Source organism: Acinetobacter dispersus (assembly GCF_009884975.1).
GTDB lineage: Bacteria > Pseudomonadota > Gammaproteobacteria > Pseudomonadales > Moraxellaceae > Acinetobacter > Acinetobacter dispersus.
The window spans coordinates 2,506,247-2,527,490 of sequence record NZ_CP041970.1 but is presented as its reverse complement, the minus strand read 5'-3'; the positions used below and the strand labels follow the sequence as shown (position 1 = coordinate 2,527,490).

Sequence of the window (21,244 nt, the reverse complement as noted above, 5' to 3'; positions counted from 1 at the left end):
GGGGCGTGCAATGGATGTTTCATGGTTTTGTAGGGATGTCATAATCAATATTGCAAGGTGAAGATTAGTCTGACGTACTAATTTTTCATCATTCACGCTGCTGAAAGTAATCGACTAAATAATCCAAGAAGCGTTGTACTTTTGGCGCGATCAGCTCTCGATGCGGAAATACTGCATAAATTGCCGTTGTTTCAACAGGATAGTCAGGTAGAACTTGTACTAATCTTCCTGAAGCGAGATCTTCAGCCACATGCCAAATCGAATGATTGGAAATGCCAAGACCTGCTAAGGCCGCTTGCCGAACGCCTTCACCTGAGTTGGTTGCAAAATATCCCTCGACATGAACCTGTTCAACCTGACCTTCTGCATTGATCAAATGCCATTGATCGGTCAGACCATGGCCATGCTGTTGCAATATACAACGATGTAACTTCAGATCGGACAAGCTTGTTGGCACACCATATTGTTGTAAATAGGCGGGAGAAGCACAGAGTACGCGTTGATTTGTACTCAACCGTTTGGCAATCAAGCTTGAGCTTTTTAACTGACCAATGCGAATGGCCAAGTCCATACCTTGCTGAATAAGATCGATGTTTTGATCATTCAGATCTAAATGAATTTTCAGTTCAGGGTGCAATAGCGCAAACTCGGCAATCACAGGCATCAAAACTTTTGTGCCAAAGGTTGCGGAGGTGGTAATCCGAAGTGTACCTGTGAGCGGCCGATCTTTAAGCTTTAATGATTCTTGCAAGTGAATAAAATCAGCAATCCAATGTCGACCATGTTCAAGCAAAACACGACCTTCATCGGTTAAGGTCAGTTTCCGCGTGGTGCGATGAAACAAGCGCAATTGTAGGTTTTGTTCTAAGCGCTGCAATTTCTGACTGGCAACTGACACTGAAATATTAGCGTCCTGAGCGGCTTTACTGATTGAGCCTAAGTCTGCCACTCGAATAAAGAACTCAAAATCTTCTGTATTCATTATCAATAAAATCAGAAAAGTATTTCTTGATTATCGTGGTTTTTCCAATAAATCCCTAGGGGTATTTTTGTATCTAAGCCATCATATGTTTAAGAGACAGATCATGAAATATCATTTTTTAGGAAACTCGGGTTTAAAGGTTTCAGAGTTGGGATTTGGTGCAGGGACCTTGGGTGGGCAGGGACAAATCTTTGCTGCTTGGGGACAAGCCAGCCAAACTGAGGCCAATCAGATGATTCGCGCTGGTTTAGATGCAGGCATTAATTATTTTGATACAGCAGATGTGTATTCAGATGGAGAATCTGAACGAATGCTGGGTAAGGCACTTGCATCAGAACGGCAGCATACTATTATTTCGACCAAAATCGGTATTCGTAGTTCAGAGCATCTAAATGATGCAGGATTTAGTCGGCATTATTTATTGTCCGCAGTTGAACAGTCCTTAATTCGATTGGGAACGGATTATATTGATGTATTACAGCTGCATCAGTTTGATAGTTTTACTGCATTGCCTCAGTTAATGAAAACACTTGATGAACTGGTCCGTAGTGGCAAGGTACGTTACATCGGTGCTTCGAATTTTGCAGGTTGGCAACTGATGAAGGCGCAGGCGATTGCTGAGCAGTACGGCTATGAAAAGTTTGTGGTCAATCAGGTCTATTACTCATTGATCGGTCGTGATTATGAATGGGAGCTGATGCCCTTAAATGATGACCAGCAAATTGGTGCGGTGGTATGGAGTCCTTTAGGTTGGGGCAGATTGACGGGTAAATTTGATCGGGAGAATCCGATTCCAGCACAGAGCCGTTTACATGATACAGCGCAATTTGCGCCACCAGTGAATGAAGCGCATCTCTATAATGTGATTGACGTGCTAAAGCAGATTGTAGTTGAAACTGGCTATACGATTCCGCAAATTGCCTTAAATTGGTTATTACAGCGCCCAACTGTATCCAGTGTGCTGATTGGCGCACGTAATCAAACCCAACTGCAAGACAATCTTGTTGCCAAGGATATTCAACTGTCGATTGAACAGACTGAACGTTTAAATCAGGTCAGTGCGATTTATCCGCCGTATCCTTATTATCCCTATTGGAATGGACAGTTTACTGAACGCTTTAAGTCCATCGTTCCCTCACAATTTATTTAATTGATTTTGACCTGAATAAAAATGCCCTCATTGGAGGGCATTGAAATTAGAGTAGGTTATGGTCATGGGCCTGAATCGGCGGTGGGGTTGGGCGACCTAAAGTTCCAAGTAATTCAATTTCAATTGAACGTACCATCGCATCAAGTGGTAAGTCGTTGCTTTGTGTGCCGAAAGGTTCTTCTATTTCAGTGCTTAAAGCATCCAGACCTAAAAAGGTATAGGCCAAAATACCGACCAATAATGGTGTCACCAAGCCCAATAAAGAGCCGAGACTGAATGGCAACATAAAGCAGAAGAAATACACGGTACGATTCAGCAAAACGGAATAGGCAAATGGAATTGGGGTATTGGCAATTCGATCACAGCCCGTTTGCATTTCACTTAATGCTGCAACATGGCGGTTCATCTGGGTATAAATAATATCCGAGATTTCACCTTCTTTCATGGCCTGTAACAGTTCCCATTGAATCAGGCTCAAGGTGTACTGCGGCGCATTATGTTGTTGATAAAGTTGGGTCAAGGCTTGTTGGCTAAGCCCACTGGTTTCAGTTAACTCAGTTGGATTGGCAGTCTGATGGCGTAGACGGTCACGCAGTACGTTGGCAAATACGATTACATTTTGAATAATACGTTCACGACGAGCCTGTGTCAGGACACGGCAATCACGGTCAAAATGACGAGAGGTCGCGATTAAAACGCCCCAAAGTTTACGTGCTTCCCACCAACGGTCATAACAGGCAGTATTCTTAAATCCCAAGAAAATGGACAGCACCACACCAATCAAGGTGAAGCCGACTAAGGGAATTTCAGGGAAGCGATATAGATTGACATATTCGACCCCACCAATGATGGCAGAGATCAGCATCACGAAACCAAGAGAGGGCAAAATTTTGGGTAAAATAGTCCCCCGCCATGAGAATAAAACTTTAAAAATACTCGGCTGGTCACGGACAATCATGTTATTTGAATCATTAATTTTATATTTTGATATTCCTGTTTGATTTAATCTTTGTCAAGGCGAGATTGCTTGATTTTAATAGGGTTGAGCAGTTGTTGTTCAGAAAATGAAAAATGCCCTTCGGATGAAATAATAAAATGATCGATCAGGTGAATCTCCAGCAGTTGACAGGCTTGTTTTAGTTGTTGGGTCAGATAAATATCCTCTGCTGAGGGTTTGGCAATACCATAAGGATGATTATGTGCGACCACGATTTGGCTGGCTTGATGTTGTAGTGCATAACGCAGGGTTTGATTGAGTGAAACGCTACAGGAGCGATGTGAACCAAAAAACAGTTTTTTAAAATGCAACTTTCTCAGTTCAGCATCTAAGCAGAGGACAGCAAAAACCTCCTGTTTTTCACCTAGAAGTTCATAGCGTAAATAGTCGAGTACCAGTGTTGATGTATCCAGACAAAGTCGTTGTTGATGGAAATGATTATTCAGATAACGGCGCCCTAATTCTTTTACCGCCATCAGTTGTGCATATTTGGTTGAGGCAATGCCATTAAATTGTGATAAATCCTCAAGATTGGCATCAAAGATCAAATTAAGTCCACCAAAGTGTTGAATCAAAATGCGCGCCAATTCCACCGCAGAGTGCTGTTTTGAGCCTGAACGCAGAAAAATTGCCAACAATTCAGCATCGGATAAGCTTTGTGCACCTTGAGATAAAAGTCGTTCTCTTGGGCGTTCTTGCTCTGGCCAAGTTTTTATTGATTGAATCACTGGTTGGTTTTCCTTTGATTTTATTATGATTATTATTTTTATAGGCAAAAAATATTGTGGATATTTTCCTTTTAATTTTTGCCATTTAAACAATATTCTCTATCGGCAGTTTGAGGGAAATGTTGATGGTGCTACTTGGGTATCAACTTATTTAATGCTATTGTGAGCGCCACTGCAACAGTAAGGTATCCTGTTTGTGAGCTTCGATCTAAGTGTTATTCCCCATAAAAACATTATATTAGCGGTTACAGGTGGTATTGCTGCCTATAAAAGTGCCATTCTGGTACGCCGTTTAAAAGATTTCGGTTTTGATGTCCGTGTGGTCATGACACATGGCGCACAAGCATTTATTACCCCACTCACTTTTCAAGCACTTTCAGGCAATCCTGTGCATACCGAATTGCTTGACCCAGAAGCCGAAGCAGGCATGGGGCATATCGAACTGGCACGTTGGGCTGATTTAGTTCTGGTTGCACCTGCTAGCTGCGACAGCATTGCAAAATTTGCCAATGGCTTGGCGGATGATTTACTCAGTACGCTATATCTAGCAACTAAGGCTCCTGTTTGGGTTGCACCTGCCATGAATCAGCAAATGTGGGCGGCAAAAGCCACACAGCGCAATCTGCAAACGTTGGTCGAAGATGGCGTTCATGTGATCATGCCAGATGCGGGTGAGCAAGCTTGTGGTGATGTTGGTCTAGGTCGTATGCCTGAACCTGAAGATTTGGCTCGCCAAGTTGCAGCCTATTTCCATAAAGCGCAACGTGCCTTGGCTGAAAAATTTGGTCTGTTGGCGGGTAAACGTGTCACCATTACTGCTGGCCCTACACGTGAAGCGATTGACCCTGTGCGTTATATTTCCAACCACAGTACTGGAAAAATGGGCTTTGCACTGGCAGCTGCCTGCTATGCCGCAGGGGCAAAAGTGACATTGGTCGCAGGTCCGGTCAGCTTGGATACGCCGAATGGTGTACAACGTATGAATGTAAGTTCAGCCATGCAGATGCTGGATGTCAGCATGAACCAGTTGAAAGAAGGGTGTGACATCTTCATTGCAACGGCAGCTGTAGCGGACTATCGTGTGGCACAGGTTGCAGAACATAAGATTAAAAAAGCAGGTGATGAGCTTGCTGTCGCATTGGTGAAAAACCCAGATATTGTAGCGACCATTGCTCAGCAAGAAGAGCGTCCATTTATGGTTGGCTTTGCTGCTGAAACGCAAAATGTCGAGGAATATGCTGCTGGTAAATTGGTGGCGAAAAAACTGGATATGATTGCCTGTAATGATGTGTCACGCCCAGATATTGGTTTTGCCTCTGATGAAAATGCCATGACGGTATTCTTTGCCCAGTCTTATCATATGAAAAAGCGTGAGTTGGAAAAAGCATCGAAACAGGAGATTTCACAGCAACTGGTTGAATCGATTGCAGATGCTTTACGCCGTCGCCTATAAAACCTGAACGCGACCTTTTTTATCAAAATGCAACGATTTCGTTGCATTTTTTATGTATGCTAAATCAGCAATTATCATGGTTGCTTTGAAGCCAATGCATCATGTTTTGCCTACACATAAAGCATAGCCACAGTTTTTGATAGGATATCCTAATGATTAAAAAAACTTTAGCCACTGTTGTCTTGTTCTCTGCTTTTGCATTCAGTCATACAGCTATGGCTGCTGGATTAGAAGATGAGATGAAAACGCTGGGAAAGAATTATAAAGCGTTTAACCAAGCTGCAAACCCACAAGCTGCTACAGCCGCTTTGGATAATATGCGTGCAGCTGCCGTGCATTCAAAACAGTATAAATTAGCTCCGAATACGACAGACAAAGTATCAAGCTCAACGTCTTTATTTGACCAGATTGTGGTTGAGATTGATAAAGCCAAACTGTTAGTGCAAGCGGGTAAGTTGGATGATGCTAAGAAGCAAGGTAAGAAGATTGCTGAATTACGCGATCAAGGGCATAAGTATTACACCCACTAAGATATAAGTGACAAATAATAAAACGATGGAGCTGTACTCAGAAGAGTGCAGCTTTTTTATTGGGACTTAGACTGGCAGAACATAAAGCTAAGACTGAGCATGATTCAGATTTTCACGGAATGGCAAAGTTGTTACAGTGAAAATATGAATAATGAGAGGTGATGATATGTCCTCACAACAACGTAATTATGAGCGTATTGCTCAAGCGATTGACTATATTCAACAGAACTTTCAGCAACAACCACAACTGGATGAAGTCGCTGCACATATTCATTTAAGTCCTGCACATTTTCAGCGCTTATTTACTGAATGGGTGGGCACCAGTCCGAAAAAGTTTTTGCAATATATTAGTGTTGAACATGCCAAGAAGATTTTAAAACAAGAGCAGGGCAGTATTTTTGATGCAACCTTTGCCACAGGACTGTCCAGTACCAGTCGATTGCATGATCTATTTATTCAGATTGAAGGCATGACCCCTGCTGAATATAAACATGGCGGACAGAGTCTGACGATTCATTATCAATTCGCAGAGACCTTGTTTGGCGAAGTACTGATTGCATCCACGCATAAAGGTATTTGTGCGCTCAGTTTTGTGGACAATCAGGCTGATGCGCTGATGCAGTTAAAAGCGCAATTTCCTCAAGCTGAATTTATTGAACAGGTCGATGCATTTCAGCAAAGTGCCTTGGCCTTGTTTCAAAAGGATCAACCTCAACTGGGAGAGATTAAACTGCATTTAAAGGGTACCGAGTTTCAGCTTAAAGTGTGGCAAAGCCTGCTCAAAATTCCAATGGGGCAGCTCTCTACCTATGGTGAGTTGGCAAAGGCGATTGAACATCCCAAAGCCGCACGAGCGGTCGGCACAGCCATTGGCAGTAATCCAGTAGCATTTCTGATCCCGTGTCATCGGGTGATTCAGTCTACAGGTGCTTTTGGTGGCTATGAGTGGGGAACATTGCGTAAAACGGCATTGATCGGTTGGGAAGGTGTACAAACCCATGCAGCCATCTGAATTGACACAAATCCAAACCGTGATTGATAAGATTCAAACAGCGGATTGGGGTGATATTACTGAGCAAATGCACCAACAGGGCTTTGCCCTGATTGAGCAGGTTCTATCGACAGAGTTATGTGAAATGCTGCAACAGACATATTCGCAAACCGAGCTGTATCGTAAAACGGTTGAGATGCAACGTTATCGCTTTGGTCGAGGTGAATACAAGTATTTTACTTATCCTTTGCCAAATTTGGTTGAGCGGATACGGCATGAGATCTATCCCTATTTGGTACCGATCGCGAATGCATGGTTTAGGGTGTTGAAGTTAGAAGGTTCATTTCCATCATCACATCCTGAATTTCTACAACAGTGCCATCAACAGGGGCAAACGCTGGCAACACCACTGATTTTGAAATATGGACAAGGTGGTTTTAATACACTTCATCAGGACTTATATGGTGAGGTGTACTTCCCGATACAGTTGGTGATTGTATTGAGTCAGCCGAATGTGGATTTTAGTGGTGGAGAACTGGTCTTCACTCAACAAACACCCAGAGCGCAATCGAAGGCGATGGTGATGCAGCCACAGCAAGGTGATCTTCTGATTTTCACCACTCAGTTTAAGCCTGAAAAAGGCAGTCATGGCTATTATCGGGTCAATATGAAGCATGGGGTGAGTCCGATTCATCGAGGTGAACGTTATAGCCTAGGCATTATTTTCCATGATGCGGTAAGTTAGTCAGATGTGGCGACATAGTGAATTGGCGCGGACCAAGCTGCATCTGAAATTAAAGCAGCAGGAAATTCTGTTTGCAGGAAACGCACAGCTTAAAATCTATGGCAGATTGACCTGTGCTTCAGGGAAGCGCATGCTGAAAAAGAATCGGGTATTTTTTGTCGATGAGCATGAAGCAATTGCACAAAGCTTCCGACCGTGTGGACATTGTATGCAGCAAGCCTATAAGAAGTGGAAAGATGCAACTATTTGATATTGAAGCTGATCCAGAGCAGAATCATTTGCCTTATGACGGCACGGTACAGTACTATGGCAAAGTGGTGCAGACTGCGGTGGCTGATTATTATTTTGATCAACTGATGAAGACCATTGCATGGGAAAATGATCAGGCCATGATTTTTGGAAAATTGCTCATCACTAAGCGTAAAGTAGCTTGGTATGGGGATCGGCGCTTTGAATATACCTATTCCAATATGAATAAATATGCTTTGCCGTGGACCAAGGAATTACTGGAGTTAAAACAACTGGCCGAAGAGTTAACGGGTGAGACATTCAACTCCTGTTTGCTCAATCTTTATCATAGTGGTGAAGAGGGGATGGCTTGGCATAGCGATGGTGAGACGGATTTAAAAAAAGATGGTGCGATTGCCTCATTTAGTTTTGGCGCAGAGCGTAAATTCGCATTTAAACATAAGCAAAGCAAAGAAAAAGTCGAACTGTATTTAGAGCATGGCAGTTTATTGGTGATGAAAGACACCACGCAAACCTATTGGTTGCATCGCTTACCTCCGACCAAGAAAGTTAGTGCGGCACGGGTGAATCTGACCTTTAGAACGATTGTGACTTAAGCATAAAAAAAGGACTGAAAAATCAGTCCTTATACAATTCATCTCTGCCAATCCCTTCTTTAGCAAAGAGGGGATTAGAGGGAGAATTCCTTATGCTTGACCTTGCGCGTCTGCATCCGCTTGGAGGCGTTGCATGTTTGCTTCAAATTCAGCATCAAAGTTGATTGGTGTAAGGAGCAATTGCGGGAAGCTACCTTTAGTCACTAAATCATTTACCGCTTCACGTAAGAACGGGAACAAGATATTTGGGCAGTAAGCACCTAAGATGTATGGAAGACGATCTTCTTCAACACCATCAACCAAGAAGATACCTGATTGAGTTACATCAACGATGAACGCAGTTTCATTTTCGTTGTTTGCTTGAACCACAACTTTTAAAGACACTTCATAGTGTGTAGCATCAATTTTTTCTGCAGCAGAAGATAAATTGATGTTCAACTCTGGTTGCCATTGCTTAGTAAATACTTGCGCACCAGGAACTTCAAAAGAGATGTCTTTTGTATAGATACGTTCTAACGCGAGTTGTGGTTGAACTTGTTCTTCGCTCATTGTTTTTCCTTAAATCTTGGATTTAGATGTTGTTAAGCTAATAATTGGTCGAGTTTACCTTCACGCTCTAAAGCATAAAGTTGATCAAAACCGCCAATGAATTGGTCTTTGATAAAAATTTGCGGCACAGTACGGTGATTGGTACGTTGCATTAACTCAATACGAACTTCTGGTGCTTCATTGGAAAGATTAATTTCTTTATAAGCAACGCCTTTGCGCTCAAGTAATTGTTTTGCGCGTACGCAATATGGGCAAGAAAGCGTTGAATAAATGGTGACGTTTTGAGTAGTCATTTTATCTCTCCTTAAGCTTTGGTTTTGCTTTTCACTAAAGGTAAGCCTTGAGCTTTCCAATTGCTGATACCGCCGTCTAAACGGTAGCTGTCGGCATGACCAACTTTTTGCAATGCAGAGCCTGCAACTTGACCTAAGTTACAAATAAAGACCAGTGGACGATCACTTGCTTTTAATTCATCTAAATGACTGGTGATTTGGCTATATGGAATGTTACGACTGCCGCTGATGTGACCATCACGGAAATCTTTTCCATCACGTAAGTCGATCAAAATGGCATTTTTTGCCTTGACCAAAATACCTAGAGATTGTGGTGAAATTTTACGACCGTTGCGTTGTCCTTCTAAAACAAAGAACAACACGATTAACACGCCGAGCGCACCAAATAAGAAGGGGTGATTCCCCATAAACTCTAACCAGCGTTCCACAAGTCACCTAAAGTTAAAATCAAAATTGACCCTGAGTATAACTTATCTCAATGGTGATCAAAAACTTTAGTTCAAGGGCAAACAACCAAGAAAATTAACTTTTTTGCTGTGCTTCTTGAATTTCATCCAGTAAGCGTAAATAACTGTCGAGACGGCGAGGTAAAATTTCACCTGCATCAACCGCTTGTTTCAGCGCACAATTTTTCTCGTGGGTATGGGTGCAGTTACGGAACTGGCACAGTCCTAGATGGGCTTCAATCTCAGGAAAACCCGTGCGTACCTTTTCTAAACTGAGATGCCATAGCCCAAATTCACGAATTCCAGGGGAGTCAATCAACGCACCGTTTGTTCCAAATTTAATCAAACGTGTTGATGTTGTGGTGTGCTGACCCAGTGCTGAGTTCTCAGAAATGATATTGGTTTTCTGTGCTGCATCTGGAACGATGGTATTAATCAGTGAGCTTTTTCCGACACCTGATTGTCCAACGAAGGCAACGGTTTCATTATCAATGCGATTTGAAAGCTCAGATAAGTCACCTTGCGAATGACAAATCAAGGTTTCATAGCCTAAAGATTCATATTCGCTGAGCAAGGTGAGAATCGGGTCATTTTCAGTGAGCAAATCGGATTTATTCAGGACTAACAGTGCTGGAATATTGGCATCAGCGCACGCTACCAAATAGCGGTCAATCAGTGTTGGCGCAGGTTCTGGTAAAGGTGCAAATACAATCACAATCAAACTGATATTGGCTGCGACAGGTTTCACTTTGTGATAACGGTCAGGGCGAGTCAGGAGCGATTGTCTTGGATAAATCGCGGTGATAATGCCTAAACCTGTAATCGGATCCGCTTGCCATTTAACCCGATCACCAGTAACCAACAGTTCTAGGTTGGTACGGGTATGACAACGCCAAACACTGTCGAGTTCGATCGGTTTCCAGAACGGTTCTGGTTCACCTTCAGCCACTTGTGGTTTTTCTGGGTGCTGTTCAGGCACAGATAAAGCTTGTACTTCGAGTTGACGACCATAATGCTGAACAACCAGTCCATCCAGATCTTGCGATGTATCAATGTCGTCTTGACGTGATTTATGCTGTTTCTCAATACGACGTTGCTGTTGTTCGGTTAAACGACGCTTACGAATTAAAGCCATTCATATCCCAAAAAATCCACACTTTGAAGACCGCAAAAATAGCACGAAGCCACCATAGAATTACAGCCAAGATGTAATTAATTTGCTACTATTGATGTTTTTAAGCACTTTAGAATCGCCATCCATGAGCAGCACCCCTGATACACGATTAATTTGGATCGATCTGGAAATGACAGGTCTCGATACCGATAACGACAAGATTATTGAAATTGCAACAATTATTACAGATGACCATTTGAATATCTTGGCTGAAGGACCTGTTTTAGCGGTACATCAATCTGATTTGATTCTAAATGCGATGGATGAGTGGAATACCAAGCAACATGGCCAGTCTGGTCTGATTGAGCGAGTACGCCGCAGTAAGTTAAAGGCTCAAGATGCAGAACAGCAAACCCTTGAGTTCTTAAAGAAATGGGTGAGTCCAAAATCATCACCAATGTGTGGGAACTCGATTTGCCAAGATCGCCGTTTCTTGCATCGTTTGATGCCTGAATTGGAACAATTCTTCCATTACCGTAATTTAGATGTGTCTTCGGTGAAAGAGCTAGCGAAACGCTGGAGACCTGAAATTATGAGTGGTTTAAAGAAAAATGCCTCACACTTGGCGATGGATGACATCCGTGATTCGATTGCAGAATTGAAATACTACCGCGAATACTTTTTTATCATGAATAACGATAAGTAATCGATTATTGAGTAATACATAAAAGGAGCTTTGGCTCCTTTTTTAATGCATTAAAAAAGTTTGGGCTTGATCAAAAAATCGCTTAAACTCGGCTTTTAATTGCAAACTATAAAAAAAGAGAGTCTATATGCAAAGTACCAACCCCATTTTAACGCGGGTAGAAACCTATCAAGATTTGGCTGAGCCAATGACCATTCAGGGTGCGATTCAAAAATCTGTACTTTTAACCGTGATTGCTGCCGTTTTAGGCATGGCCTTATTTTTCTACTGTGCGATGACAGCGAATCTTTCGATTGCCTATGCTGCAACGATTATTGGTGCAGTCGGTGGTTTAATCCTTGCTTTGATTACTACCTTTAAAAGTAATACGGCCCCAGCTTTAGCCATTCCTTATGCTTTATTTGAAGGGGCATTTTTAGGTGGGGTATCGTTTATTTTCCAATTGAAATATCCAGGTGTTCCTTTACAAGCATTGCTTGCGACTTTCGTGACCACATTGGTTTTATTTGCTTTATATAAATTCCAAGTGATTCGTGCCACTGAAAAGTTTAAAGCAGTTGTGATTTCAGCTTCGATTGCGATTGCCTTGGTATTTGTGGTGCAGATCATTTTGCGTTTGGCTTTTGGTTCAAGTATTCCTTATATCTTTGAAAGTAACTGGTTGGGTATTGGCTTTGCTGCTTTTGTTGCAGTGATTGCTTCATTGAATCTGATCTTAGATTTTGACTTGATTGAAAATGCAGCTGCACAACGTGCACCAAAAGCATTTGAGTGGATCTGTGCCATCGCCTTATTGGCAACATTGGTGTGGATGTATTATTCATTCTTGCGTTTATTGAGTCTGTTACGCGGTGATGATTAAGTTCTGATTCAAGTAAAAAATACAAATCGTCTTCAAGTGAAGGCGATTTTTTTATGCAAGATTGTAAAAAAGATGGATTATGCAATTCCGCAAGCGACGGAATATTGGCATGATGTGGTGAAAATTTTTCGAGTGAGAATAAGATGTCACAAGGACTTTTAGCTGGTAAACGTTTTTTAATTGCCGGTATTGCAAGTAAATTATCGATTGCTTTCGGTATTGCTTCTGCCTTACACCGTGAAGGTGCGGAGCTTGCGTTTACTTATCCAAATGAAAAACTGAAAAAACGTGTCGATGATTTTGCAGCACAGTTTGGTTCAACACTGGTTTTTCCTTGTGATGTTGCTGTTGACGCAGAAATTGACAATGCCTTTGTTGAATTGGCAAAACACTGGGATGGTTTGGACGGTGTGGTACATTCAATTGGTTTCGCACCAGCGCATACGCTTGATGGTGACTTTACTGATGTAACGGATCGTGAAGGTTTTAAAATTGCACATGACATTAGTGCTTATAGCTTTATCGCGATGGCACGTGCGGCTAAACCTTTATTGCAAGCGCGTCAAGGCTGTTTATTGACGTTGACTTATCAAGGTTCTGAGCGTGTAATGCCAAACTATAACGTGATGGGTATGGCGAAAGCATCACTTGAAGCAGGTGTCCGTTATTTAGCATCAAGCTTAGGCGTAGATGGTATTCGTGTGAATGCAATTTCTGCAGGTCCAATCCGTACTTTGGCTGCATCAGGGATTAAATCTTTCCGTAAAATGTTAGATGCCAATGAAAAAATTGCACCACTAAAACGTAATGTGACCATTGAAGAAGTGGGCAATGCAGCATTGTTCCTTTGTTCGCCGTGGGCTTCGGGTATTACTGGTGAGATCATGTATGTTGATGGTGGCTTTAATACGGTTGGTATGAGCCAAAGCATGATGGATGATGAATAATTAGATTGATCTAAATCATCTAATAAAGCCGCTTTTATAGCGGCTTTGTTTTTTGATGTGAAATTTGATAAAGGACAAGGGTATTTTATCTGTTTTAATTTTCTGGAACACTTAGATCAAGTTCACCTTCACGATAAAGTTGCCATTGTTCCCATGCCTCAGGAGCATAAAGATCACAGTAGCCACGGCTTTTCAACAGAGCAGGCATAGCTGACAATGGCGCGACAATAACGGTGGCATTATCTCTAATTTGCAAAACCTCTTCTTTTGAAAGAGGCTTTTTAGCAAACTTTTCTGCATGAACAAGTAATGTCACTAATGCTGGAACAAATACTTCTATCATTTTTCATGACTCATTAAAAAATCCTTTGACTACAAAATATGATGCATTTTAATTTTCTAGAGGATTTCATCTATATAGGAGTTATTAGATTTCTTCTGCTTGTAGTACTCTTGCATAAGATTTATCACTTAAAAGCATATTGCACATATATGCTGCATCTTGATGGAATGTCCATTCACCGAGGGCAACAAGATAAGGTTTTTGCTCTATCATTTTAATTATAAGCCAGTTACCCAAGTCTCCTTGTGCTTGACCTGAATAATATATCCAATCCTTATATCTAGCGATATAATCGTTTTCAAGGTCATAAATTAGGCTCCAAATCGAAATTTCTTCCTGCCTTTGAGGCAGTAAATTCGAAAATTCTGTTAGTGGTTTTACTTCGTTTATTGATACCTTCAGCCATGCTTCAATATCGTTGGAAAATAAAACGGATTCGATTTTACATTTAACAAAAGCACTAGACTCAATTTCTTCCATGTGCTCTTCATATCCATTCAATGAAGACAATGCAGGTGCATATAAAGTCCAAAATAATGCACCTATATCCTCATTAAATGGTTGTTGAACATGGATGACTCGATTTTCGGACAAAGAAGGCATTTTATCCAATCGCATCCACCAGCCATTTTCATTTTTTCAGGAATAGAATTTAAAGACTCTGACCACTCCACACAAACTTCATATCCGATTATATCAAAGTCATTTATTTCCTTATCCCCATTTCTACACTCTTGAGAACCGCAGACTTTGCATTGGAAACAAATTTTCATCTCCTCATACTTAATGATGTTGATACAGCGTACCTACCCTATATCATTAAAAAGTAATCAAACCATATCCCTAAAATTATGGTTTAACCGGACTTCCACCCATGGCTTGCATTAAAGTCACATACGCATTGTATTGATTCTGCTTGGTTTCTACCAAGCTGAGTCGTGCATTACGTGTGGTTTCCTGCGCATCCAATAAGTTCTTTAATGCAATCGCACCATTGCGATAACGCACTTCGGTTAAACGTTCGGTCTTATCTGCCAGCTCGACATTACGTTGCTGTAACTGCACTTGCTGATTCAGTTGAGTGCGATTTGATAGTGCATTTTCTACATCGGCAAAAGCTTGGTATAGCGTTTGACGATATTGGGTAATGGCTTTTTCATATTCAAGGTCACTGATTGCAATGTCTTTCTTCATATCATTATATTGAAGAAAGGGCAGGCTGAGACTTGCACCGAGTGTCAAAGCAGGGTTCTTTAACAGTTGCGTTAAAGAAGTGCTAGAAGAACCAACATTTCCCGTCAAATTAATCGAAGGATAATAGCTGGCTTTGGTCGCATCTTTATTCGCTAAAGTCTTGCGTAGACGTAACTCAGATGCTTGTAGGTCTGGGCGACGCGATAAAATATCAGCAGGGAGTCCGACAGCGATATTTGGTAAAGCATTACGAGGTAACTGCGCAGGCTCTTGAATATTGAGCTGTTGTACAGGTTCATGTAACAGCACTGCAAGTGCAGTTCGTGCTTCAACACGCTGCTGCTCAATCTGGCTTAGACTGGCTTTTTGGCTTTGTACTGATTGTTCAGCTTGGGTTAAGTCCAAACCAGATACTGCACCTGCTTTATATTGCGACTGTACCAAAGAATAGGTTTTTTGAGTTGAGGCAAGATTCTGCTGAATGGTTTGATAGCGTTCATTCAAATAGCCCAGCTGCCAATACAGTTTTGCTGTCGTGCCAACTAGACTTTGTGCTGTCGCTTGCAAATCTTGTTCAGTGGCTAAAGCTTCCCATCGGCTTGCTTCGGTTTGGCTGGCAAGCTTGCCAAATAAATCGAGTTCATAGCTAACACCAACGCTAGTCGATAAACCACGATCAGAGCCATCACCTGAACGCAAATCATAATTATGACCTGCGGAAACGCTAGAACTGGTTCGAATCCCTTGTTTATTTTCAGCCAGACCAGCTTGTAGTCGAGCTTGTTGTAGGGTGATACCTGCGACACTTAAGTCACTATTTTTAGCGAGCACTTGATCGACCAATTGATTCAATTGGGCATCGTTAAATAGCGTCCACCATTGATCAGTTAGATTCACATTTTTACTTTTTTGTGCATCGTATTGGAACTGTTGTGGCACTTGGACTGTTGGGGCGTTATAGGGTGTTTTGACCACAGCAGAACAGCCAGCTAAGGAACCAGTGAGTACCAGTGCAAGTCCTAATTTTGTGAATTGAAAAGACATACTCAAATTCCTTATTCTCTCGCTAAAGCAGCAACTGGGTCGAGTTGTGCTGCATTTCGTGCTGGCAAGAAGCCAAATACAATACCAATCATGCTTGAGCAGACAAAGGCCGCGACAATCGAGGTGGTTGAATAACTCATTTCAATTACGCCTTTGGCAAAGTGCCCGATGATTTGACCAATCCCTAAAGAGAGTAGTACACCGAGTACACCGCCCAATAAGCAGACCAGAATTGCTTCAATCAGGAATTGCTGCAAAATGTCACTTTGTCGAGCACCAACCGCCATACGTACGCCAATCTCTTGGGTTCGTTCAGTCACAGAAACCAGCATAATGTTCATAACCCCAATACCGCCAACGACTAAAGAAATCACGGCAATTGCCGAGATCAGCAAAGTCATGGTTGCTGTGGTTTGCTGGATGGTTTCACGAATACTGTCTGAGTTTTGGGTAAATACATCTTGAGCACCGTGACGCTGTTCTAGCAAGGTCAGAATTGCATTTTCAGCGGCACTACTCGGGTATTCATCCTTAATACGGACAATGATGCTACGAACATTGGATTGCCCCAACATACGACTCATGACCGTAGAGTAGGGCAGATAAACGTTCAAGCTGTCAGAACTTCCCATAAAGCCTTGTTGGGCATCAATCACCCCAATAATACGGCTTGGTACACTACCCAATAACAATACTTGACCAACGGGATTGGTCCCATCTGCAAAAAAGGTTTTTTCGGTATTGGTATCAATTACCACGTCTTGGGTACGCTGAGTAACGCTGCTCTTGTCAAAGGGCTGGCCTGATTTAAAGGTCATGCCACGGACATAGAAGAAATCCTCACTGACACCATTCACTGTTGCAGATGCTTCAGTATCTTTATAGCGAAGTGTCACACTGGTATTGGCAGAAGGACTGACCCCATCGACATAAGGCTGTTCTGCCAATGCTTCTGCATCGGCTGGAACCAGTGTTTTGACTTGTGAAGCACGTGAATTATCACCAAAGCCACGACCTTGATATACGGTAATGGTATTGGTACCCAGACTACTGATATTTTCTAAAATTTGTTTTTGTGAGCCATTCCCAAGTGCCACCACCGAGACCACGGAGGCGATCCCGATAATAATCCCGAGCATGGTTAAAAAAGTCCGCATGCGGTGTGCATTCATGGCAAGCAGTGCCATACGGAACGCTTCACCAAGACGATCGAAGAAAGAGCGCCAAGCTGAGGTTTTTTTCTGTGGTGTGCGTTGCAGGGTTTGATGTTCTAAATCAGAATCGGCATTTTCAGGCACATTGGCACGGTCTGAAATAATATTACCGTCGCTGATCTCAATAATTCGGGTCGCATTTTTCGCGACATTGAGATCATGAGTGACCAGAATAATGGTATGGCCTTTGGCATTTAGCTCACGCAAAATGCGCATCACTTCAATACCACTATTCTTATCCAATGCACCTGTTGGCTCATCGGCAAGAATCACATCGCCGCCATTCATTAAGGCACGGGCGATGGAGACACGTTGTTGTTGACCACCAGAAAGCTGGCTTGGTCGATGATGTAAGCGTTCTTCAAGGCCTAGCTCAGACAACAATTCAGCAGAGCGTTCCTGACGAATATGGCTATCAACGCCTGCATAAATTGCAGGTACTTCAACGTTACCAGAAGCACTCAAATCGCCGAGTAAGTGATAACGCTGGAAAATAAAACCAAAATATTCACGGCGTAATTGGGCCAGTTCATCTGGTTCAAGTTGTCGCGTTTCTCGACCGCTGACACGATAGCTACCCGCAGTCGGTTTATCCAAACAACCCAAGATGTTCATCAGGGTGGATTTACCCGAACCTGATTGACCCACAATGGCAACCAATTCACCTGCATAAATTTTTAAATCAATGCCTTTCAGGATTTGTACAGTTCCTTCACCCGCAGGAAACTCACGAGTGAGGTTGCTGACCTCAAGTAGTGGCTGTGATGAATGCGTTTGATTTTGAGTCATATTACATTCTCATTGCACGTTGATTACTGCGTTTTGCTGCTTCGTTTGAACTGTCAGAAGCATCGGCAATGACCACTTGATCACCTTGTTTTAAACCTTTCAGTACTTGAGCTGTAACGCGGTTATTCAGGCCAATCAATACAGGTTGCGGTTGAGCCGTACCATCAGCTTGTAATACACGAACCATACCTGTTGATGCTTTACCTTGTGCAATCAGCGCTTTTTCTTCTTCACTCAGTTCAAGACGTTTTGGACGTTGTGCTTTGTCGCTATCTGATTTTTTCGCTTGCTCTGCTGATGCGTTACCATTGGCTTGATGGTCTTTACTGCGGTTACCACGTTGAGTTTGAATGGCTGCTGCAGGAACGGTCAGTGCATTTTTTGCTTCTGCCAACACAATATAAACTTGTGCTGTCATATCGATACGTAATTGACCATCTTCATTGGGAACATCAAACAAAGCATTGTAGTAAACCGCTGCATTAGAGGTCGATGAACTACTGTTACTGCTGGTTTCGGTATTAATTGAGTTAGGTGCAGGCTCTACTTGGCGTAGTTTTGCATAATGCTTTTTATCACTGTTGCCTAAAGTGGTGAAATATACGGTTTGTCCCTTTTCAACCTTCATAACATCTGCTTCAGAAATCTGTGCCTTGATGGTCATGGTGTCCAATTTGGCTAATTTCACAATGGTTGGAGCAGTTTGATTGGCGTTTACGGTTTGACCTTCTTCCGTCACAATCGCCACAATGGTGCCATCCATCGGCGCAACGATACGGGTATAACCTAAATCTTCTTTTGTTGTTGCGAGTGTTAAGCGTGACTGCTCGATTTGTGCATTAATTGCCGTGATTTGCGCTTGAGCAGTTTTATAATTGGCTAATGCGCTTTCAAGTTCAGCACGTGAAGTTGCATCTTGGCTAAACATGGCTTGTTGACGTTTATATTCTGCTTCAACTTTTGCCAAATTAGCTTGTTGTACTGCGAGCTGTGCTTGCTGATTTTTAATACTGGCTTCGGCTGTTTTGAGTTCGTTTTCTTGGCGAATCGAATCAATTTGTGCGATCAGTTGACCTTGTTTGACTTGGTCGCCGAGTTGCACATACATTTTCTTGACCTGACCCGACACCTGCGCACCAACACTTACCATCTTGGTGGCTTCAAGCACACCAGTTGCCAGTACAGAGTTTTCGATATCTCCTCTGGAGACTTCGGCACTAATATATTGTGGTGCTTGAGCTTTCGGTTTAAAGAACATCCATCCGAGTGCTGCAATGATCAGTACCCCGATAGCAATCATGATGATTTTGCGAGGCTGGATTTTTTTAATGGTTGTTTTTGGCATGGCGACAGGTCAAAAGTGGAAAACTGGACTTAGTATAAAAGTGAAATAAGGATAAAGCGTGAATATTTTTAATCTAGAATGAGAATTATTTTCTATTTTTCTGCTGAGTTATTCTATAAATATCTTATAAATACTGCGTACAGCAATTTCCGCATTTGTTGGCAGCGCGATGCCTCCTTGAGAGGGAAGTTCGAATTCACGGGGATTGATTCGAATGAGATTAGGCGCAAATCGCTCACTAAAATAACGTACAGTCGGGATTGCGGTGCCAGCACCTATTTCAATCACGAGTGGTTGGTGATGTATCTGTAGAAACGTGTCTAGACGTTGCTTTTGTTGTTTTTGACGCTGGCTGAGCCATGCATAGTCATCGAACATCAGAATATTGGGGCGCGCTAAATTCCCACAGCTTGGACACAAGGGAAGTGGAGCTAACCATTGGCAATCTTGCTGATCAATTTCTGGCGTTAAATCATCAGCGGGCCAGATGTCTTGCTTACATGCAGCAAGGCATTGTAGGTGATGAATTGATCCATGACATTCATAAATTTGCTTGGGATCAAAGCCTGCTTTTTGAAATTGCCCATCGACATTCGAGGTAAATACAAAATAAGGTAGTTCTAATATTTCGGCCAATTGTCTAAGTAAATGAAATCCTTGATGGGGCAGGGTTTGACGGTAAAGGTCTAAACGATGCCCATAAAATCCCCAAGCCAAACGTGGGTGATGTCTAAAAGCGGCTGGATTGGCAATTTCGGTAAAATCGATACGTTGTTTACCTAGCTCGGGATAAGCTTGCCACATACCTTGATTGCCACGAAAGTCAGGTAAACCCGAATCGACGCCCATGCCTGCACCTGCACTGATGATCAGGCTGTCTGCATGTTTAAATAGACGTTGTATGTGTTCAATTTGGTTTGGATTTAAATGGAATGGCATAGTGGAATCCATTATTTTTATTATTTAATTTTTAGTGTTTAAGCGGGCTGTGCAAATAAAGTTGTACTGCAAAGTTCGGCTAAAGCTTGCAGCATTAAATGTTCAGGGTTTTCTTTGGACATGCCTTTGATTGAAGCATCAATACGCAGTAATAAATCAGGCCAAGTTAAAAATTGTCTTGGATTCAAACGGCGTAAGGTTTGTTGATATTGTGAAACTTTGGTTTTCCAGATCCCAAGCTGGATGGCATTGTGTGGTTGCTCAAATAATTGCATCAATAAACGCATTTCTTTGCTCAACGTCCATAAAATCAAACTATCTGGCTCACCCGCAGCGATCAGATATTGGTAAATCTTGACCGACTGTGCCAAGTTTCCAGCAAGCAATGCATCACTTAAATCATAAGTGGTATAGCGAGACTGATCTTGTAAACAGGCATATAGCTGTTCAATCTGAATTTGTTGAATATCTGGGAAGGTGTCTGCAACACGCATCAAACTATTTTTTGCAGCGAGCAGGTTATGTTCGTGATGCTGCATCAGCCATTGCCAAGCATCATTATTCAGCTGGATACCCAGCTTTTCTGCTTCTATGCTTAAGATCCGCTGACGATCTTGTGGGTAGGTCGCCGTGAGTGGAACCACGACACCATTGGCTTCAACCACTTGGAAAAAGGCTGACTTTAAACTGCTGCTGTCTTGTTTCGGCAAGACAATCAGTAATAAATTATGCTCATTATGCTGAATATAGCTTTTAAGCAGTTTTAGGCCATTGGCATCAGGTTTGATATTGCCATGCACTTCAATTGCAAGCTGTTGTGAAAACAGAGACAGGCTATTCAGTGCGTTAAAGACATTTTTCCAGTCATTCACGCTACTGATGTCATAGCGCTGGCGTTCAACTTCTTGTTGTTGCCAGCTTTTACGGAAAGTATCGAGCAGGTTTTGTTCAAGTAAAGGCTCTTGTCCGTGCATGATCCATGCACCGCGAGCCTCACCTACACGTTTTAACGCTTGAACATAATCCAGTTTCATAATG

At 42.3% G+C, this 21,244-nt stretch carries 24 protein-coding genes; 10 read left to right on the top strand and 14 right to left on the bottom strand.

Annotation, left to right across the window (positions count from 1 at the left end; all coding sequences use genetic code 11):
* Window positions 1–88: 88 nt before the first annotated feature.
* Window positions 89–982: a LysR family transcriptional regulator gene (locus FPL17_RS11505; RefSeq protein ID WP_159885171.1), complete on the bottom strand. Its 894-nt coding sequence runs from the start codon at window positions 980–982 to the stop codon at window positions 89–91.
* Window positions 983–1,085: 103 nt separating this feature from the next.
* Between FPL17_RS11505 and FPL17_RS11500 the strand changes: the two genes are divergently transcribed.
* Window positions 1,086–2,132 (top strand): aldo/keto reductase, encoded by a 1,047-nt coding sequence (locus tag FPL17_RS11500; protein WP_159885169.1) that lies wholly within the window; start codon window positions 1,086–1,088, stop codon window positions 2,130–2,132.
* Between the two features lie 46 nt (window positions 2,133–2,178).
* Here the strand turns inward: FPL17_RS11500 and FPL17_RS11495 are convergent, their stop codons facing one another.
* Window positions 2,179–3,090 (bottom strand): bestrophin family protein, encoded by a 912-nt coding sequence (locus FPL17_RS11495; protein WP_005146919.1) that lies wholly within the window; start codon window positions 3,088–3,090, stop codon window positions 2,179–2,181.
* Between the two features lie 44 nt (window positions 3,091–3,134).
* Entirely contained in the window at window positions 3,135–3,857 is a 723-nt protein-coding gene (gene radC, locus FPL17_RS11490; RefSeq protein ID WP_159885167.1) for a RadC family protein, read from the bottom strand.
* A 196-nt stretch (window positions 3,858–4,053) separates the two neighbouring features.
* On the opposite strand from radC, the gene coaBC reads away from it, so the two are divergent.
* From coaBC to FPL17_RS11460, 6 genes are all read left to right on the top strand, one after another.
* Window positions 4,054–5,310, top strand: a complete 1,257-nt coding sequence (coaBC, locus tag FPL17_RS11485; protein ID WP_005184971.1) for a bifunctional phosphopantothenoylcysteine decarboxylase/phosphopantothenate--cysteine ligase CoaBC — start codon at window positions 4,054–4,056, stop codon at window positions 5,308–5,310.
* Window positions 5,311–5,462: 152 nt separating this feature from the next.
* Complete coding sequence (locus FPL17_RS11480) at window positions 5,463–5,840, top strand: cytochrome b562 (RefSeq protein ID WP_159885165.1); 378 nt, start codon at window positions 5,463–5,465, stop codon at window positions 5,838–5,840.
* A 166-nt stretch (window positions 5,841–6,006) separates the two neighbouring features.
* Window positions 6,007–6,852, top strand: a complete 846-nt coding sequence (locus FPL17_RS11475) for a methylated-DNA--[protein]-cysteine S-methyltransferase (RefSeq protein ID WP_159885163.1) — start codon at window positions 6,007–6,009, stop codon at window positions 6,850–6,852.
* Window positions 6,839–7,576, top strand: a complete 738-nt coding sequence (locus tag FPL17_RS11470) for a 2OG-Fe(II) oxygenase (protein ID WP_159885161.1) — start codon at window positions 6,839–6,841, stop codon at window positions 7,574–7,576. Before FPL17_RS11475 ends, FPL17_RS11470 begins: the two co-directional genes overlap by 14 nt.
* Before the next feature lie 4 nt (window positions 7,577–7,580).
* Complete coding sequence (locus FPL17_RS11465) at window positions 7,581–7,826, top strand: Ada metal-binding domain-containing protein (RefSeq protein ID WP_159885159.1); 246 nt, start codon at window positions 7,581–7,583, stop codon at window positions 7,824–7,826.
* Window positions 7,813–8,421 (top strand): alpha-ketoglutarate-dependent dioxygenase AlkB family protein, encoded by a 609-nt coding sequence (locus FPL17_RS11460; protein WP_159885157.1) that lies wholly within the window; start codon window positions 7,813–7,815, stop codon window positions 8,419–8,421. Before FPL17_RS11465 ends, FPL17_RS11460 begins: the two co-directional genes overlap by 14 nt.
* A gap of 90 nt (window positions 8,422–8,511) precedes the next feature.
* On the opposite strand, the gene secB is transcribed toward FPL17_RS11460, so the two are convergent.
* The 4 genes from secB to rsgA all read right to left on the bottom strand — a co-directional run bounded on the left by secB (window position 8,512) and on the right by rsgA (window position 10,844).
* Window positions 8,512–8,970, bottom strand: coding sequence for a protein-export chaperone SecB (secB, locus tag FPL17_RS11455; protein ID WP_004804306.1), 459 nt, complete (start codon window positions 8,968–8,970; stop codon window positions 8,512–8,514).
* A gap of 32 nt (window positions 8,971–9,002) precedes the next feature.
* Complete coding sequence (grxC, locus tag FPL17_RS11450; protein WP_005184953.1) at window positions 9,003–9,263, bottom strand: glutaredoxin 3; 261 nt, start codon at window positions 9,261–9,263, stop codon at window positions 9,003–9,005.
* An 11-nt stretch (window positions 9,264–9,274) separates the two neighbouring features.
* Entirely contained in the window at window positions 9,275–9,691 is a 417-nt protein-coding gene (locus tag FPL17_RS11445; RefSeq protein WP_005146887.1) for a rhodanese-like domain-containing protein, read from the bottom strand.
* A gap of 94 nt (window positions 9,692–9,785) precedes the next feature.
* Window positions 9,786–10,844, bottom strand: coding sequence for a ribosome small subunit-dependent GTPase A (gene rsgA, locus FPL17_RS11440; RefSeq protein ID WP_004804309.1), 1,059 nt, complete (start codon window positions 10,842–10,844; stop codon window positions 9,786–9,788).
* 124 nt (window positions 10,845–10,968) lie between these two features.
* Between rsgA and orn the strand changes: the two genes are divergently transcribed.
* From orn to FPL17_RS11425, 3 genes are all read left to right on the top strand, one after another.
* Window positions 10,969–11,529 carry an oligoribonuclease gene (gene orn / locus FPL17_RS11435; protein WP_005184949.1) on the top strand — a complete coding sequence of 187 codons (561 nt, stop codon included), beginning with the start codon at window positions 10,969–10,971 and terminating at the stop codon, window positions 11,527–11,529.
* Window positions 11,530–11,656: 127 nt separating this feature from the next.
* Entirely contained in the window at window positions 11,657–12,391 is a 735-nt protein-coding gene (locus FPL17_RS11430; RefSeq protein ID WP_004804311.1) for a Bax inhibitor-1/YccA family protein, read from the top strand.
* A 143-nt stretch (window positions 12,392–12,534) separates the two neighbouring features.
* Window positions 12,535–13,338, top strand: coding sequence for an enoyl-ACP reductase FabI (locus FPL17_RS11425; protein WP_005184938.1), 804 nt, complete (start codon window positions 12,535–12,537; stop codon window positions 13,336–13,338).
* Window positions 13,339–13,432: 94 nt separating this feature from the next.
* On the opposite strand, the gene FPL17_RS11420 is transcribed toward FPL17_RS11425, so the two are convergent.
* From FPL17_RS11420 to holA, 7 genes are all read right to left on the bottom strand, one after another.
* Window positions 13,433–13,681, bottom strand: coding sequence for a hypothetical protein (locus tag FPL17_RS11420; protein ID WP_159885155.1), 249 nt, complete (start codon window positions 13,679–13,681; stop codon window positions 13,433–13,435).
* Window positions 13,682–13,765: 84 nt separating this feature from the next.
* Complete coding sequence (locus FPL17_RS11415; RefSeq protein ID WP_159885153.1) at window positions 13,766–14,293, bottom strand: hypothetical protein; 528 nt, start codon at window positions 14,291–14,293, stop codon at window positions 13,766–13,768.
* Between the two features lie 237 nt (window positions 14,294–14,530).
* Window positions 14,531–15,919, bottom strand: a complete 1,389-nt coding sequence (locus FPL17_RS11410) for an efflux transporter outer membrane subunit (RefSeq protein ID WP_159885151.1) — start codon at window positions 15,917–15,919, stop codon at window positions 14,531–14,533.
* A gap of 11 nt (window positions 15,920–15,930) precedes the next feature.
* Window positions 15,931–17,922: a MacB family efflux pump subunit gene (locus FPL17_RS11405; protein ID WP_005184928.1), complete on the bottom strand. Its 1,992-nt coding sequence runs from the start codon at window positions 17,920–17,922 to the stop codon at window positions 15,931–15,933.
* A gap of 1 nt (window position 17,923) precedes the next feature.
* Window positions 17,924–19,267: a MacA family efflux pump subunit gene (locus FPL17_RS11400; RefSeq protein WP_159885149.1), complete on the bottom strand. Its 1,344-nt coding sequence runs from the start codon at window positions 19,265–19,267 to the stop codon at window positions 17,924–17,926.
* A 108-nt stretch (window positions 19,268–19,375) separates the two neighbouring features.
* On the bottom strand, window positions 19,376–20,206 hold the full coding sequence (locus FPL17_RS11395) for an SIR2 family NAD-dependent protein deacylase (protein ID WP_159885147.1): 831 nt from the start codon (window positions 20,204–20,206) through the stop codon (window positions 19,376–19,378).
* A gap of 38 nt (window positions 20,207–20,244) precedes the next feature.
* Window positions 20,245–21,240, bottom strand: coding sequence for a DNA polymerase III subunit delta (gene holA, locus FPL17_RS11390; protein ID WP_151717021.1), 996 nt, complete (start codon window positions 21,238–21,240; stop codon window positions 20,245–20,247).
* Window positions 21,241–21,244 lie beyond the last annotated feature (4 nt).